At 61.7% G+C, this 16,906-nt stretch carries 15 protein-coding genes; 5 read left to right on the top strand and 10 right to left on the bottom strand.

All coding sequences use genetic code 11. From position 1 onward, the window contains the following. Positions 1–16: 16 nt before the first annotated feature. From M0H32_RS12595 to M0H32_RS12550, 10 genes are all read right to left on the bottom strand, one after another. The gene (locus M0H32_RS12595; RefSeq protein ID WP_248154442.1) at positions 17–1,057 is read right to left on the bottom strand and encodes a TRAP transporter substrate-binding protein; all 1,041 of its coding nucleotides are present in this window, start codon (positions 1,055–1,057) and stop codon (positions 17–19) included. Between the two features lie 74 nt (positions 1,058–1,131). Further along, on the bottom strand, positions 1,132–1,464 hold the full coding sequence (locus M0H32_RS12590) for a hypothetical protein (protein ID WP_248154440.1): 333 nt from the start codon (positions 1,462–1,464) through the stop codon (positions 1,132–1,134). 276 nt (positions 1,465–1,740) lie between these two features. Then, the gene (locus tag M0H32_RS12585) at positions 1,741–3,387 is read right to left on the bottom strand and encodes a dihydroxyacetone kinase subunit DhaK (protein WP_248154438.1); all 1,647 of its coding nucleotides are present in this window, start codon (positions 3,385–3,387) and stop codon (positions 1,741–1,743) included. Between the two features lie 11 nt (positions 3,388–3,398). Continuing rightward, positions 3,399–4,394 (bottom strand): ABC transporter ATP-binding protein, encoded by a 996-nt coding sequence (locus M0H32_RS12580; RefSeq protein WP_248154436.1) that lies wholly within the window; start codon positions 4,392–4,394, stop codon positions 3,399–3,401. After that, a complete protein-coding gene (locus M0H32_RS12575) occupies positions 4,387–5,484 on the bottom strand; it encodes an ABC transporter ATP-binding protein (RefSeq protein WP_248154434.1) in 1,098 nt (365 codons plus the stop codon). The genes M0H32_RS12580 and M0H32_RS12575 overlap by 8 nt, the downstream gene beginning before the upstream one ends. A gap of 5 nt (positions 5,485–5,489) precedes the next feature. Beyond that, entirely contained in the window at positions 5,490–5,678 is a 189-nt protein-coding gene (locus M0H32_RS12570; RefSeq protein WP_248154508.1) for a hypothetical protein, read from the bottom strand. After that, entirely contained in the window at positions 5,678–6,619 is a 942-nt protein-coding gene (locus M0H32_RS12565) for a carbohydrate ABC transporter permease (RefSeq protein ID WP_248154432.1), read from the bottom strand. The genes M0H32_RS12570 and M0H32_RS12565 overlap by 1 nt, the downstream gene beginning before the upstream one ends. Continuing rightward, positions 6,616–7,563, bottom strand: coding sequence for a carbohydrate ABC transporter permease (locus M0H32_RS12560; protein ID WP_248154430.1), 948 nt, complete (start codon positions 7,561–7,563; stop codon positions 6,616–6,618). Before M0H32_RS12560 ends, M0H32_RS12565 begins: the two co-directional genes overlap by 4 nt. A gap of 157 nt (positions 7,564–7,720) precedes the next feature. After that, on the bottom strand, positions 7,721–9,040 hold the full coding sequence (locus tag M0H32_RS12555; RefSeq protein ID WP_248154428.1) for an ABC transporter substrate-binding protein: 1,320 nt from the start codon (positions 9,038–9,040) through the stop codon (positions 7,721–7,723). Between the two features lie 228 nt (positions 9,041–9,268). Beyond that, positions 9,269–10,297 carry a LacI family DNA-binding transcriptional regulator gene (locus M0H32_RS12550; protein WP_248154426.1) on the bottom strand — a complete coding sequence of 343 codons (1,029 nt, stop codon included), beginning with the start codon at positions 10,295–10,297 and terminating at the stop codon, positions 9,269–9,271. Between the two features lie 349 nt (positions 10,298–10,646). On the opposite strand from M0H32_RS12550, the gene M0H32_RS12545 reads away from it, so the two are divergent. The 5 genes from M0H32_RS12545 to M0H32_RS12525 are packed head-to-tail and all read left to right on the top strand — an operon-like array spanning position 10,647 to position 16,878. Beyond that, positions 10,647–11,723, top strand: coding sequence for a coiled-coil domain-containing protein (locus tag M0H32_RS12545; RefSeq protein ID WP_248154424.1), 1,077 nt, complete (start codon positions 10,647–10,649; stop codon positions 11,721–11,723). 24 nt (positions 11,724–11,747) lie between these two features. Continuing rightward, a complete protein-coding gene (locus tag M0H32_RS12540) occupies positions 11,748–12,881 on the top strand; it encodes a hypothetical protein (RefSeq protein ID WP_248154422.1) in 1,134 nt (377 codons plus the stop codon). A gap of 9 nt (positions 12,882–12,890) precedes the next feature. Next, a complete protein-coding gene (locus tag M0H32_RS12535) occupies positions 12,891–14,843 on the top strand; it encodes an ATP-binding protein (RefSeq protein WP_248154420.1) in 1,953 nt (650 codons plus the stop codon). Further along, positions 14,840–16,213: a DUF6638 family protein gene (locus tag M0H32_RS12530; RefSeq protein ID WP_248154418.1), complete on the top strand. Its 1,374-nt coding sequence runs from the start codon at positions 14,840–14,842 to the stop codon at positions 16,211–16,213. The genes M0H32_RS12535 and M0H32_RS12530 overlap by 4 nt, the downstream gene beginning before the upstream one ends. After that, positions 16,210–16,878 (top strand): DUF1523 family protein, encoded by a 669-nt coding sequence (locus M0H32_RS12525; RefSeq protein ID WP_248154416.1) that lies wholly within the window; start codon positions 16,210–16,212, stop codon positions 16,876–16,878. The genes M0H32_RS12530 and M0H32_RS12525 overlap by 4 nt, the downstream gene beginning before the upstream one ends. The last annotated feature ends 28 nt before the right edge of the window (positions 16,879–16,906 follow it).

Genomic DNA, 16,906 nt, shown 5'->3' with positions numbered 1-16,906 from the left:
TGGTCTATCGGATGGATCAGTTGGCCATCAGCTCTGCGGCACGCGCCTGCAGAGCCTTGCCGTCGATGCCCTTGGCATCCATTTCGGCATACCACTCATCGATGGTGCCTTGCGCACCCGCCTTCCACTCTTCCACCTGCTCCGGCGTCAGCGTGATGATGTTGTTGCCCATCTCGACGGCCTTGGCCCGCGGACCGGCATCGTCGGACTGCATCTGCTTGCCGGCGAACGCGGAGAACTCCTCACCGGAATTCGCATCGATCACGGCCTTCAGGTCATCGGGCAGGCTGTCATACTTGTCCTTGTTCATCGCAAAAATGAAGGAAGTCGTGTAGAGCGCGTCGCCCGGAAACTCGGTGTGGTTCTTGACCAGTTCGTTCACCTTGAGCGCACCAACCACTTCCCAGGGGATGATGGTGGCATCGACCACGCCCTTGGACAGGGCTTCCGGAATGGCCGGAACCGGCATGCCGATCGGAGTTGCTCCGAGATTGGAGAACAGCTTGTTGGTCACGCGGGTCGGAGCACGCAGCTTGACACCGTTGAGATCGTCCAGGGTGGTGATCGGCTTGCTGGAGTGGATCACGCCGGGGCCGTGAACCCACAGGGCGAGCGGTTTGAAGCTGGCGAAGTCCTGATCCATCATTTCTTCTTCGGCCAGCTTCCAGTACGCACGCGACATGGTTTCCGCGTCGCTCATGGTGAAAGGCAGCTCGAAGACTTCGGCGCGCGGGAAACGGCCCGGCGTGTAGCCGGCGACGGTCCAGACGATATCCACGACGCCGTCGACCACCTGTTCGATCAGCTCAGGCGGTTTGCCGCCAAGCTGCATGGACGGGTAGCGCTCAATCTTGATGCGCCCACCGGACTCGGCTTCGATCTTGTCCGCCCACGGATCCAGGATGTTTTTCGGGACATTGGCCTGGGCCGGCAGGAACTGGTGCATGCGCAAGGTGACTTCCTGCGCGAAGCTGGACGAGGCCGTACCGGCCAGTGCAATCGCCGAAACGGCGGCCGCAGCGGCGAGCCTGGCAATCTTCCTGTTCAAGTTGATCATGGTTTCCTCCCTGTTCGATCAACTCCAAAACCCGGCCGAACTCCTCCATCCGGTCAGGTGATGAAATATAATAGTTATACCTTATAATCTTTTTCAAGCTCTATTTGCCGGCCAATCCGGCAAGCTGACGCGTTCAACTTTGCATGCCCAAGTCCGCAGGAAAAGTATTTCATTTTGCCCAACCGCAAACACATCACAAAATCCCGCGATTTTTGGCGATCTTGTGATGAAACGGATCTTGAGGCAAGGCTTTCGGCAGCGGACAGGCGATCAAACCGGCACTGCGCCGTCGCCTCGAAATCCTTTTCGTCTTCAAATGCATCAAGGCTCTGACCTGAAGGGACCATCCGTTTCTTGCGATCCGAACTGTCCCTGCAAAAGGCATTTCCCATGCCGAGATTGTTCAACGAGCCATCCTCCTGCAAGGCGTCACAGGCAACGATACCTGGGAATGCATTTGCACGCTCCTGACAGGCTGGACACTGAATGAACCGAAACAGGAAGTAAAATGAGAAATCAGGTTGTTTACTTTCCAAAAACGGAAAGAAATGGCGTTGACGTATCTGAGCACATTGCCATCAGACACGTCTCGCCCGACGCAACGGCTGCGTCGCAAGCGGTTTTCGAGAGGAAGGTAAAAACCGGCAGGCCACGCGATCTGGCCTGCCGGGAGGTGTCCGGCCTTACGCGGATTGGGAGGAAAGGGCCGGCGTTTCTGTCAGTTGCTCGAACAGGCGGGCAACGGCTTCCGCGCCCGGATCGTTGTGACCGGAAAGGCTCGATTCCGAGACATAGGACGCCCGGCCCGCGCGGGCACGGGTGATCCGGGCAGTCGCATCCGCGCCCTGACGGGCCTCGGCGGCGGCGGCCTCGATGCCGTTTTCGAGCGCGTTCAGAGCCGGCATCAGGGCGTCGATCATGGTGCGGTCGCCCGGCTTGGCGCCGCCGACCTGCATCACCCGGTCGAGCCCGGCATGGAGCGCGCCGATGGCGCCGCGGCCGCTTGACGAGGCATCGCCCGCCGCCGCGAAGAAGATCGCCAGCAGCACCCCGGACGACCCGCCCATGGTCTGGCTGAGTTCCAGGCCAATGGCACGGTAGAGCTGGGTCAGGTCTGCCAGCGGCAGCCGGTCCAGCGCCTGGATCAGTGCCCGGGCGGCGGTCGCCAGCGTGCTGCCGGTGTCGCCGTCGCCGGATTTCAGATCCAGCGCGTTGAGGTCGTCTTCCGCCGCGATCAGAATGTTGCAGCAGCGTTCGATGAAGGCCCGAGTCTCCGGATTTTTCGACGGCAACGGCTGGATCGGGCTGAGCCCATCCGGCAACGGCCGCACGGACACCGGACCGAGCGACAGGCAGCCCGGCCAGGCCCAGGGACCGACAGGTGCCTGCAGCAAGGCCTCTTCCGCCTTGTCCACCGGCAGCAGCGACACGGAAAAGCCGTGCATGTCGAGCGAGGTCATCATCGCGGCCGGGCCGATCACCCAGCGGATCTGGCTGCCGATGCGCGACGCGGTCAATTCCTCAAGCAGCACATTCATCTCCAGCGGTGTCGTGCTGCCGAGATTGTTGAGGATCGCCACATGCGGTCCGGGTTTCAGGTTCGGCGCCAGCCGGTCGACCACCATGGCCATCGCTGTCTTTGCATTGGAATATTCGACCTGCTCGATGCCGGCTTCGCCGTGAATGCCGAGCCCGAGCTCCGCCTTGCCTCTGGCGATCCGGTCTTCTTTCGGCGATCCGGGGATGGTGCAGGTGTCGAGCGACATGCCGATGGAGATCGCGCCGCCGATGGCCTTTTGCGCAGCCGCCGTGATCGTGTCGAGATCCGCCCCCTGATCGGCCAGCGCGCCGGCGATCTTGTGCACGAACAGCGTACCGGCAACCCCGCGCGCCTGCGGCAGGTCCGGCAGGGCAACGTCATCATCGACGATCACCATGCTCACCTTCAACCCAAAGGCCCGCGCCCGTTCCGCCGCCAGTCCGAAATTGAGCCGGTCGCCGGTATAGTTCTTGACGATCAGCAGACAGCCCGCCTTGCCGGTGACCGCCAGGATACCGGCCAGCACCGCATCGACGGAGGGTGAGGCAAAGACCTCGCCGCAGACGGCCGCCGTCAGCATGCCCTGGCCGACGAAGCCGGCATGGCTCGGCTCGTGGCCGGAACCGCCGCCGGAGACCAGCGCGACCTTGGACTTGTCCCAGTCGGTCCTCACCACGACCTTGATATGCGGGTAGCCGTCAAGCCGGGCCAACCGCCCGCCGGCGGTCCGGAGCATGCCGTCGATCGCTTCGGTGACGAGTGTTTCCCTGGTGTTGATGAACTGCTTCATGTCTCGTCTCCTCAGGCAATTCGGGCGCCGCTGGCATCGAAGAACAGCGGATTGCGCGGCTGGATGGCGACGGTGTCGCCGGGTTCGATGGTCGTGTGGTGCTCGGACAGGGTGACGATGTCATGCCCGTCCAGCGACAGGTGCAGGCGGGTCTGGTCGCCCAGATGCTCCACCCGCTTGACGCGGGAGGCCTTGCCCTCCCCTTGTGCGATATGTTCCGGCCGGAGCCCGATCGATTTGGCTCCCGTCGGGGCACCGGCGAACAGGTCCGCCGGCAAGACGTTGATGCGCGGCTGGCCGAGCCGGCCTGCAACATAGAGGTTGACCGGGTTCTCGTAGATCTCCCGCGGCGTGCCGAACTGCACCAGCCGGCCATTGTCGAGCACGCCCACATGGGTTGCCATGGTCATCGCCTCGATCTGGTCGTGGGTCACGTAAAGCAGCGTCGCTCCCAGATTCTCCTGGATCCGTTTCAGTTCGATGCGGAGATCGGAGCGGAGCTTGGCATCGAGCGAGGACAGCGGCTCGTCCATCAGGTAGATGGACGGGTCGCGCAGCAGCGCCCGGCCGATGGACACACGCTGCATCTCGCCGCCGGAGAGGTTGGTCGCCTTGTTGCCCAGCTTGTGCGAGATGCGCAACACTTCCGCGACCTCCAGCACCTTGCGGTCGATCTCCTCTTCCGGCGTTTTCAGAAGCGGCGAGCGCAGCGGGAACGCCAGGTTGTCGCGCACGGTCAGGTGCGGATAGAGCGAATATTGCTGGAATACCATGGCAACATTGCGCTGCGCCGGCGTGTCGTTGACGACCGAACGCCCGCCGATGGTCACATCACCCTGGTCCGGCCGCTCCAGTCCCGCGATGAGCCGCAGGATTGTCGTCTTGCCGGCGCCGGTGGGGCCGAGCAACGTAACAAAGGCGCCGTTCGGAATGGTCATGGTGACGTCGTCGACCGCCACCGTGTCATCGAAGGTCTTGGAGAGACCGCCGAGCTTGACCTCAGACATGGGCGAGCACTCCCTCGTTCAGTTCCGACTTCAATGCCCGGCCCGACTGGTTGTCGAACAGGGTGACGGTGGCGCCGTTGAAGTCCAGGCCGACATATTCGCCGACACGCACCGGCTGGCCGGAGGGGATCCGCGCTTTCAGCTCGCCATTGGCGGTCTTCAGCGTGACGATCTGCGTCGTGCCGAGATATTCGGCGGCCAGAACCTCGCCGCGATAGGTGCCCGTGTCGGTCAGCGCGATATGTTCCGGACGAATGCCGAACACCATGTCGCCCTCGAAGGGTTCCTGCAGGCGCGGCACCGAAATCTCGTCATGATGGATGGAGACGCTTGTCGAGCCGGCAAGCACCTGGCCGTGGAAGCGCAGGAAGTTCATCGACGGCGAACCGATGAAATCGGCAACGAACATGGTCGCCGGCTTGTCGTAGATATCCTGCGGCGTGCCGAACTGCTCGATCACGCCATGGTTCATGACGACGATCTTGTCGCCCATCTGCATGGCTTCGAGCTGGTCATGGGTGACATAGACCGTGGTCGCGCCCATGCGGTCATGCAGCGCCCGCAGTTCCTCGGCCATGTGCTCGCGGAATTCCGCATCGAGCGCGCCGAGCGGCTCGTCCATCATGAAGGCCTTGGGATCGCGCACGATGGCCCGGCCGAGGGCGACACGCTGGCGGTCGCCGCCGGAGAGCCCGCCGACCGGCCGGTCGAGGATCTTGGTGATGCCGAGGATCTGCGCGACCTCGGCCACCTTCTCCTGGACCTGGTGCTTGGGCATGCCCTGGCTGACCAGCGGATAGGAGATGTTCTTGCGCACATTCATGTGCGGGTAGAGGGCGAACATCTGGAAGACGAAGGCGATGTCGCGCTTGCTCGCCGGCTGGCGGCCAACCTCCTCGCCGTCGATATAGATCTCGCCGTCGGTCGGCAGCTCCAGCCCGGCAATCATGCGCAAGGTGGTGGTCTTGCCGCAGCCGGACGGGCCCAGCAGCATGAAGAACTCGCCGTCCTCGATCTTGAAGGAGGAAGACTGCACGGCGGTGAAATCGCCGAATTCCTTCCTGAGGTTTCTGATCACGATCTCAGCCATCTGGATCACTCCGGGAAGTGGCTGACGACGATGAACATCACCGTACCGGTCAGCGTGACAATGAAGGAATAGGTGTAGGCCCACAGAACCAGCGGCTGCATCAGCATGATCACGCCGACGGCGATCAGGATGGACGCCAGCATTTCCCAGGCGCCGCGGCGGAAGTGGACAATGCCATGGACGAAGTCGCTCATCATTTGCGAACCGCTCCGAAGGTGATGCCGCGCAGCAGATGCTTGCGCAGGAGAATGGTGAAGACCATGACCGGCACGAGGAACAGGGTCGCGCCCGCGGCCACCGCCGGCCAATCCTGGCCGCCGACGCCGATGATGGTCGGGATGAAGGGCGGCGCGGTCTGGGCCGTGCCGGAGGTCAGGAGGACCGCGAAGGCATATTCGTTCCACGAGAAGATCAGGCAGAAGATGGCCGTCGAGGCGATCCCGGTGGCCGCCTGCGGCAGCACCACCTTGTAGAAGGCCTGGAAGCGCGTGTAGCCGTCGATCAGCGCCGCCTCCTCGTATTCGCGCGGGATCTCGTCGATGAAACCCTTCAGAAGCCACACCGCCAGCGAGATGTTCACCGCCGTATAGAGCAGGATCATGCCGAGATGGGTGTCCGACAGGCCGAGCGTGCGGAACATCAGGAAGATCGGAATCGCGACCGCGATCGGCGGCATCATCCTGGTCGACAGGATGAAGAACAGCAGATCGTCCTTGAGCGGCACCTTGAACCTGGAAAAGGCATAGGCGGCGAGCGTTCCGAGGAACACGGACAGGAAGGTCGAGCCGAAGCCGATGATCACGGAGTTCAGGAAGCGCTCGCCGTAGCGCGACGGGCCGGCAATGACCATATCGCGGTTGCGCACGATTTCCTCGTACCAGGTCGCCGGCGGCGGCAACGCCTCCAGTTGCTCCTGGGACACCCGTGTCCGGGTCGTGAAGAGGTTCACGTAGCCTTCGAGCGAGGGCTCGAACATGACCTTGGGCGGATAGGCAATCGCGTCGACCGGCGACTTGAAGCCCGTGGTCAGGATCCAGACCAGCGGCAGCAGGGTGATGACCGCGTAGAAGATGACCAGGGAGCCGGCGACCCATTTCTGGCGGGAGGACGGTTCGGTGATGGAATAACTGCTCATCTCTCTTTCACCTTGTTGAGCGCCTTCACATAGATCGAGGCGAGGCCGAAGACGGTCACGAACAGGATGATCGCGTAGGCGGAGGCGTAGCCCGTGCGCCATTTTTCAAAAGCTTCGCGTTTCAGGTTGATCGAGGTGAGTTCCGTTACGGAGCCGGGGCCGCCGCCGGTCAGCTGCACCACCAGGTCGAACATCTTGAAGTTCTCAATGCCGCGGAACAGCACCGCCAGCATCAGGAAGGGCAGCACCATCGGGATCGTGATCGTCCAGAACTGGCGCCACTTGCTGGCCCGGTCGATTTCCGCCGCCTCGTAGATGTAATCCGGGATCGAGCGGAGCCCGGCCAGGCAGATCAGCATAACGAAGGGCGTCCACATCCAGGTGTCCACGATCACGATCGACCAGGGGGCCAGCGCGACATCTCCGATCATCTGGAACGACGACGGATCGACACCGGTCAGGAAGGATATGCCGTAATTGAAGAGGCCGATCTGGGGCTGGTAGAGAAAGGTCCAGAAATTGCCGACCACGGCCGGCGACAGCATCATCGGCAGCACGATCAGGGTGGTCCAGAGATCGTTGCCCTTGAATTTCCGGTTGATCAGCCAGGCCAGCGTGAAGCCGATCAACACCTGCAGGACGATGGTCCAGAACAGGAAATGCGCGGTTGCCTGCATGGTCAGCCAGATGTCGCCGTCGGTCAGGATGCGCTCGTAATTGCGCAGGCCGATATAGTCGACATCCCGGTTCGGCCGGTTGGCCCGGAAATTGGTGAAGCTCAGGTTGATCGTCCAGATCAGCGGAAAGATGTTGACCGCGAGCAGCAGGAAGATTGTCGGCGCGACAAACAGCCAGGCGATGGTGCGATCGGAAAGCCCCCGGATTTTTGACGCGACCGAAGGCGGGGTCGCTTTTGCTACGTGGTCGATAGGTGTCACGGCCATGAGATGCTCTTTTGTGGAAACGGTGCCGGAAAGACCCGGAGAGCCGGGATGGCGGGATGCGCCGTGCGAAGCGCATCCGCCGGATCGGTCGATGGAGGGCCTTTCAGTTGCAGGCGGCCCGGCAGGAACGCCGGACCGCCGGCTGAGCGCGTCGGGCTCAGAGCTTGCCTTCGTCCTCGAAGGTCTCCGTCCAGTCCTCGATCAGCTTGTCGAGGGCTTCCTGAGCCGTGCCCTGGTCCGCCACGACGTAGTCATGCAGGCGTTTCTGCATGGCCAGCAGCAGTTCGGCATAGGCCGGCTCCTGCCAGAAGTCCTTGACGTTGTCCATGGCGAGCAGGAAGTCGGAAGCAAACGGTGCGCTGTCCGGGAAGCTCGGATCGTTGAGCACGCTGACATGGCAGGAATAACCGCCGAGATCCCACCATTTCTTCTGAACGGAGGGCTGGGCAAACCACTTGATATATTCAAGCGCGGCGTCCTGCTTGTCGGAATAGGCGACGACCGAAATCCCCTGCCCGCCGAGCGTCGAGGCCTCGACATTCTGGCCGGGATTGACGAAGAAGCCGATCTTGTCGCCGCCGGTGTCCGGATCGGCATAAAGGCCGGGGAAGAAGGCGAACCAGTTCATGGCCATCGCCACCTGACCGGATTTGAACGCGTCGAGCGACTGTTCCATGTAGCTGTCGGTGTAGCCCGGGGGCGTGCCTGTCTTGTAGAGTTCCTTGTAGAACTCGAGGCCGGCCACGGCTTCCGGCGAGTTCACCGCGCCTTCCATGTCGTATTTGCCCGGCGTCATTTCATACTTGAATCCGAACGGATACATGGAGCTGGTGGCGCCCATGGTGATGCCTTCCGAGCCGCGCTCGGTGAAGATCGCCGCGCCATAGCGGGTCTGGCCGTCGATCTCGCGCTCCTGGAAGAACTGGGCGATTTCCAGAAGTTCGGCCTGGGTCTTGGGCGGCGCCAGGTCGCGGCCGTGTTTTTCCTTGAAAGCCGCCTGGATCTCCGGCATTTCGAACCAGTCCTTGCGGTAGAACCAGCCGTTGGCATCGCCCATGGCCGGCAGCGCGTAATAGTTCGGCGTGCCCTTCGGCCAGGTCGAATAGGCATAGACGGTCGCCGGGGCGAAATCGTCCATGCTGATGCCTTCCTTGTCGAAGAACTCGTTCAGCTTGACATAATGGCCGTTTTCCGCGCCGCCGCCGATCCACTGGCTGTCGCCGATCAGGAGGTCGCACAGCTTGCCGCCGGAATTCAGCTCGTTGAGCATGCGGTCGGCAAAATTCGGCCAGGGCACGAATTCGAAATTCATGTTGTGGCCGTATTCGGCCTCGAATTCCTTGGACAATTCAACAAGGGCGTTGGCCGGATCCCAGGCCGCCCAGCACAGCGTCAGGTCTTCCGCCTGCGCGTTCGATGCAGTCAGTCCGCCGACCGCCACAAGGGCGGTGGCCGCGAGTAGGTTCGCAGTTTTCATGGGTGAACTCCTCCCGAAATGATCGCGCGCCGGCGCCTGCCGGGCGGCAGCACTCCTCCAAGTGCAAGGGCACGGTAATTGACATACGTATGTCACGTCAATCAAAAAACTGACATACGTCTTTCTTTTTGACGTCGAGACAAGCACGAAGCCGCGTCTTCAGAGCCTCAAGCCATTGAGAGAAATGAATTTTACGGAGGAGAATTCACGCCAGAAGTCAGGAAGGCTTCAGTAGAGATTTTCACGCATGATGATCTCGATGCGGATCTTTTCCTGAGCTTCATAGATGTCGGTGCCGTCGCATTTCGCCCTCAGCACCCGCAGCGTGCTGCGCACCAGATGACCGACATTCTGGGCAATCACCGCGTCGAGTTCGCCATCGATCAATGCCTGACGGGTAACCGTCGTCAGATCATGGGCGATGGCGACAAGCTTGCCCGCAACACCATGTTCCCTGAGTGCGTCCAGCATGGCCGCGTTCCCCGACCCCATGGAATAGACGGCCTTGAGTTCCGGATGGGCCTTCAGCGCATGATCCAGGGTTTCGTGAATGCGCTCCGGGTCGTCGTAGAATTCAATTGTCGGCAGCGCCGTCAGTCTCGGATAGTCCCGCGACAGCACCTCGTCGAGGCCGAAGCGCCGCTCGATGCTGTCGCGCGCCACCATGGAATTGGTGGCGACCAGGATGCTGCCCGTCTCGTTGCGCAGGAACTTGCCCAACAGCGCGCCGGCGATCTTGCCGGCCGAGAAATTGTCCACGCCGACAAAATGGTCACATCTGGAGTTCGGCAGGTCCGACACCAGCGCCACCACATAGATGCCGGCGCTCTTGATATGGGCAATCGCATCGCGGACCTGCGGCGTCTCCGGCACCATCATCGCCACGCCATCAAGTGTGGACAGGTCGAGGGCACTCAGAGCCTCGACGATGGCATGGGGATCGGCGGCATCGACGAGCAACACGTCGACGTCGGTCCGGTCGGCCACCTGGGCGCCGGAGGCTTCCTCCACCGCCGTGGCGATGGTCTCGACAAAATGATTGGGCCCCTCCGGCAACACGAACAGAAAGCGATACTGGCGTTGCTTGGCCAGGTTCGCCGCATTCGTATCCCGGACATAACCGAGTTTTTCGACCGCCGCCTTCACCCGCTCGGCGTTTTTCGGCCGCACATCCGCTCGGCCGTTGAGCACCCGGTCGACCGTCGACAGGCTGACGCCGGCTTCGCGCGCGATATCATGGACGGTTGGCTTGGCCATCACACTCCCTCTGAAACAGGCACTGTCGCGCGGCAATCTGACATACGTCAATCAGTTTTGCAGTTACCGCCAACACCAGACAAAATTTTCCCAAGAGTTATCAGAAGCTTGCCGGACGCCTACCAGCGTTCTCCACCACTAGGCATCGATTCGCAATCAAGATCACCCCTTCTCGGGCGTTGTCTCGTGCCCCCGGTGTGGAAGACCGTGCTATCATGGGATTGTTTCCGCGACGCGAGGCTCGATCAGGCAGCGGCGAGCGCCGTTCGGCGTGTCGTCTTGTAATTGTATTTCCAAGAAGACTTGCTAAATAAGAGCTGCAATATTTTTGGACGTTCAGGAGGGGTCGATGGCGGATTTCAGCGCTCAGATCGAAAAGTCGAAAAAGGAAGTCGCTGCCGCGCAGCAGAAGATCAACGAAATGACCTCGAAGATCGAAACCGTGCGCAGCAAGCTCGATTCCGGTCAGGACATTTCGATCGACATCGAGAACGCGACCCTGGACGATGTCCATGCTCATACCGAGCTCATGGGCGCCAACATCGCCGAACTGATCATGGGCCTCGACGATGTCACCGCGAATTTCTCCAAGGACTTCGACGCCATGCGCTCGAAGACCGGCTGGGAGACCTTCATCGGCTTCTTCTCCAAGCAGCGCTCCGACAGCATCCGGCAGGAGCGCATGCGCACCGCCAGCATCGACGACAAGCTGCAGGACCTGATCTCCAAGTCCAACGTCATCGGCCAGCTGCTGCAGGAACAGCTCAATACGCTGAACGAGCATTCCAAGCGGGTTGAAACCAACCTCAGCGGCACGCTCGCCCAACGGGAACAGACCGTCGGCGCGCTGGAGGAGATCAAGCAGAAGCTGGTCGCGATGGATCCGGACATCATCGCGCTGGAAAACAAGATCTCGATGGAGACCGATGCCGCCGCCCGCACCAAGCTGGAAAGCGAGCTGGCGGAGATGAACTCCGAATACAACCGCCTCGCCCAGGAAGAGCAGGTCAAGCTCGCCGAAAGCCAGACGCTGGAACGCTATATCGAGAAGGGCAAGACCTGGGTCGACAGCCTGCAGAACCAAGCCGCCACCCAGATGGTGCTGATCAACAAGCTGCAGACGGACACCAAGCAGCGGGTCGTGCTCTATGATGCCCTGGTAAAATCGCTGAAAACGGCACAGCAGCAGGATGTCGCCCACAAGATCAACGAGATCGGCGTCGCCACCGACAAGGAAGCCCAGTCCGCAATGGCGGCCATCGGTTCCGCCACCAACCAGCGCATGGCCGACATGATGGAAGCCCATGAAGACCACATGGTGTTCGCGCGCAAGGTTCTGGAAGAAAAGGCGAAATCGGACGAGCGCTTCGCCCGCCGGTTCGAGAAGATCGTCGAGAAGCACGACAAAAACGCTTACGGCGCCTGACGGCTTGGCCCGGGAGGTTAAGCCTTGGATCTGACCCTGGACCACAGAACCCTGGAAGAAGCGCATGAAACACGGCGCTACTTCGCCAAGTTCGAGCGGATCATCCATCACCTGAAGGGTGTCGCCGACAGCGTCGTCAATGAAAACACGGCGCTGGCGAGCGAGATCCCGATCCTGCAGGACTATCTAGCCGCCCTGTCGGGCACGTTCACCGCGCTGTCCTACAAGTACCTGCTGGCCGGCCGTGTCTCCGAGATGATGCCGTCGCTGCTCAGCATCGACCGTCAGGACAGCGGCTTTCCGATCTACCAGGAACTCCTGCAGATGGCGAACGACGCCATGCAGGCGGACAATCACTTGCGCTCGCTGCCGGACATGCGCGGCCTGAAACTGGCGATGATCAACCACATCCTGAGGGAGCAATCCTCGCCGACCAACCTGCAATTCGCCGCCTCCCAGCGGCAATATTACGAGGAGCTCGCCAAGGGCGGGCTGTTCTGGGCCAGAAACGATCCCCGGATCTCCTGGACCGGCAATGTCTCGGAAAGCCGCCGCAAATACCGGCTGCACTGGGCAGTCTATGACAGCCAGCAGAACATTCCGCTGGTCTATATCATGGATCTGGAAGACAGCGGCAAGCGGCCGCTGGCCAAGGACGAGCGCCGCTGGCCGCGTATCCAGAGCCACCTGACGGCCCAGGCCGGCGCGTCGCTGAAACTGGTCACGATTGCCCGCGGCTTCGACCGGGATTTCGACGATCTGCATCCAAAGCGGCTGCGGCGGTTTTTCTTAGGCCCGATGTACAGCCACACATTCACTCAGCAATCCGGCCCCTTGCGCGACGTGCTCGCCGAGGTCGACGGCCACCCGGGAGAAGACTGGGCGCTGGCCTGGACCACCGAGACCCTGATCGCCTCCGGCACCGAGCAGGAATCGGCCGGGTTCTTCTCCTCCGTCGAACGGCAGATCTATCAGCTCGACCCGCTGTCGGCACAGAACCCGACCTCCTACGAAGTCCCCGGCCATACCCATCAGCAGCGCTCGCTGATCCTGCCCCAGCGGCCATACCAGGTCCTGCAGGAACGCAATCCGCCTGGCTTCGCCAACATCCGCAAATTTGCCGTCAGCCCCTCGGGCAAGATCCTCAGCTACAAATAGGTTTCGCGCGTGACCCTTTCCAACGACCTCATGGAACTGAAAGAAGACAAGATCCGCGAGAAATACAAGGCGGCGGAAACGCTGCTTCAGGGCTTCGACCACACGCCGCGGATCGCCAGGAAGTCAGAGCCGGACCGCGTCTCCACCGAGCGCTCGCCCGGCCTTGGCTCGCGCCGCCGGTTCCGCTCCACCACGCCGGGCCTGGTGACCCGCTCCACCGCCCGCCCGGAAGGCGTGCAGCTGTCGGCCCGCATCCTGGAAAGCGACGACGACGCGCTGACGACACCACTGCAGGCGAGCGTGCTCCGCGCCCTGCGCCGGGCGCTGTCCGTTGCCCAGGTGACGTCCGACCAGTTCGCCGAGCAGACCGGTCTTGCCGATCTGAAACGGGCGAACCTTGCCGGAACGCTCGACACGTCGCAGAAGCTGCGCTTTGAAAAGCTGCTCAATGCCTCCGCGCTGATCGCCCTGCATGTCTTCGCCAACATGATGGACTTTCTGGTTTCCGGACTTTCGGCCGATGACAGCGAAACGGAGATCCAGTGCGGAGAGGTCGAGGAAATCCTGATCGACAACGATCAGCTGGCCCTGCATGGCGCGCTCTGGGAACTGGACCAGGAAATCGCCGCGGCCGGTGTCGATACCGATGCCGGACTGATCGGCCTGATCACCTCCTTCTGCGAGCAGCTGATGGAAAAGGTGACCCTGCGCGCCGAGGGAATGAACGAGCTGGCACCCTTCTCCGAGGCGCGCTACCGGGTCGAGGCCGACAAGTTCGAGATCACCGGCTTCACCCCGTCGGCCCATGCCCGTTCGACCACGCTGACCATGGCGTTCAAGAAGCCGGAAGAAGTCGTCGGCAATCACATCGCCAAATACCAGGCCATGAAGCTCTCCAAGATGCTGATGGCCTATGATTTCGACCGCAAGCTGAACCCCTTCGCCGAACTTGGCGGTTTCATCTTCACGTTCATGGGCGACGGCAAGCCGGGCACCGGCAAGACCACGCTGATCCAGATGATGGCCGGCATGATCAACGACTATTGCCAGGTCGCCGGCTATCCCTTCCGCTACCAGAACCTCTCCACCGAGAGCATCGACAGTTATCAGGGCAAATCGGCCCAGAACGCCAAGGCGTTCATTCGCAACGTCACCGATCCGAACGCGATCGGTTTCGGCACCATCGACGACATCGACCAGCTTGCCGGAAAGCGCGGCGACCGCCAGTCCTCCGCCGGGCAGCTGGAAATCACGGCCGTGCTGATGGAGAGCTTTGCCGGCGCCAACACGGTCGTGCGCGGCAACTGCACCTTCGGCATGTTCTCCAACTATCCGGAAAATGTCGACGACGCCCTGCGCCAGCGCGCCGGCGCGCGTTTCCTCGTCGACGGCCCGCAGACCCGCGAGGACTATATCGACATCCTGCACCTCCTGATGGGCCGCAACCACTCCATCCCGGTCGGCGAGCACGACCTCTTCGAGGCCCAGGCGATCAAGAAGGCGGTTGCCGCCTCCTATGACCGGCATTCGAAACCCCAGGAAGACGCACTGGCAAAAGTGTTCGAGAAGGTCCAGGGCGAGATCGGCGATCTCGACACGATCGCCAAGTTCGGCACCTATCTGAAAGCCATTCAGGAGGCCGACGAGCGCTTCACCGGCAGGGCGATCAAGAACATCACCGACGCCATCAAGGTTAGGGCGATGGATTTCGAACTGCCCGACGACTGGATGGAAAACCCGGACCTGTTCCTGTTCAAGGATTACGAGACCAAGAAGGCGATGATCGCGGAGCTGGCCCAGCCGATCACCATCGACATGGTCATCCAGGAGATCAACCGCTACGCCGACAGCGAATTCCGCTACGCGGACAAGTCCGATGAGGTCGCCATCGAGAACGCGGTGCGTGAAATGCAGCGCATGGAAGAAGCCAAGCGCCGCTACATGGAAGCCAGCCGCCCATGATGCGTCTCGTCAAACATGGACTGATGTATGGCAACCTCTTCGAGGTGACCTCGCCGTCCATGGTCGCCCGCTACAACCGCGCGCTGGAACACCTCATCGGCAAGCGCACGGACTTGCAGGAATTCCACGTCGACATTTCCGGCTTCTCGCCGGAGATCGGCGACGAGCTGGGCGATATTCACTATCTCAACCCGAGCGGCTGCAATCGCCAGTTCATCCTGCTGTCCACCGATCAGAAGACCGCGCCGCTTCTGAACGCGCGCTTTTCCACGTCCCGGTCGATCCTGCGCCGCTTCATCGACGACAACGAGGAACAGCTCTTTGCGCTGTCGATCCGCGATTGTATCGTCGGCGAGCTGGTCAACTCGGTCTATTCGCTGACCTCGCCGCAGGACCTGTTCGACATCCGCACCATCGAGATCGACGCGGACACGGTTGGCGGGCATGTCGAGGCCGGCGAGGATCTCGGCGACCTGATCGAGCGCTTCATGAAGGAACAGGACGGCTGGTGGGACGATGTGCTGATCGCCGATATGATCGAGCTGTCGAAACATGCCGGCGATGTCATCCGCACACCGCTGTCCATCCGCAACCGCTCGTATGAACAGGGCAATTTCTATACGTCCCACTATGGTGGGCTCTATGTCTTCCGCGATGTGCGCGAGAGCGCCTGCATTGCGCCGAAAGACACCGACATCGTTGTCGACCTGCCGGTGAAACAGGTGCTCACCATGGAGGACCGTCAGGAGATTGCCGAATTCCTTGACCGCAATGCCCTGGTCGAACCAATCACTGAGGCCTGCGGCGCGAGGGCGGAAAACATCCTGCGGCAGAAACTCGATTTCATCGTCATCGATGCGGCGGCCGATCATGACGAGGATCTGAGCGACGTCTCCCGGCGCGACCTGCGCGCGCTGAAGCGCAAATACCATCAGGATCTGCCGGCCGAATATCATGCGCTGGAACGGACCGTCCGGACTCTGGCGCAAGGCACCGGCCAAGGCTGGCCTGCCTTGGACGACCCGGCCTATTTCTATCTGCTCAGATCCCGCAACCACCGGGACAAGCATCTGGTCAACATGCTCCTGGCGGACCTGACCCAACTGGATTTCCGCCAGCTGTTCATCTGCCACAAGGACGCGTTCTACACCCAGTATGCCACCTGGTCGGACGCCAAGAAGAACTACGCCGCCGATTTCCTGGCCGAGGAATACATGGTCGACAAGGTCGGCACCCGCCTGGAGCTGTTCGGGCCGGAGCCGGGCATGGACGAGGATGACGACGCGGCGGACTACGGCTTCGGCCGGAACCGGGGCCCCTGGGGGCCGGTGCCAAGCGGCGATGCTGACGACAGGGACGGAGCAAGATGAAATATCTGAAATGGATCATCGGTGTCCCGCTGATCGTCGTGGTCGTCGCCTTCCTCCACTACACGCTGCCGGGCCGCGACGTGGTGCGCATTGTCGGCACCGACGTCAAGCGCATGGATATCGGGTCCTCGGCCTTCTTCTGGGCGGCGCCGGACGCGGGCACCAACCCCAACTGGACCCGGGACGTGCGCTTCATCAGCACGGTCTGGCCAAACGGGAAACCGCGTGTCTACCGCAACGAGGACACGGACTGGGGCTGGCCGCCCTATTTCAAGTTCGACAGCAGCAACATCACCGCCCAGGCCCAGGATCTGGTGAAAAAGGAGGGCGACGTCTGGGTGGCCGTCACCCATTACGGCTGGCGCATTGAGCTCTTCACCATCTTCCCGAACGCGATCGACATCGATGTCGTCGAAGGCCCGGACGCGCTGCTGATCCCCTGGTTCAACATCCTGTTCGTCCTGGTGCTCGCCGCGCTCGGCATGCTGGTTCTGAAAACCGTCAGCGCCTTCAAGAAACGGAACATCGATCCGGTTGTCGACAGCATTGACGGCTTCATGGACGACGTCGGCGACAATGCCGAGCAGGCCCGAGCCCATGCCACCAGACGAGCAACCGAAGCCACCAGCGGTTTCCGCCGCTGGCTGAAACGCTGGTTTGGCTGAGGCGACTACCCGACAGCTCAACAAAGGC

It is taken from the genome of Roseibium sediminicola (assembly GCF_023156505.1).
GTDB lineage: Bacteria > Pseudomonadota > Alphaproteobacteria > Rhizobiales > Stappiaceae > Roseibium > Roseibium sediminicola.
Note: the sequence above shows the minus strand (reverse complement) of the source record. Positions and strands in the feature narration are given on the sequence as shown.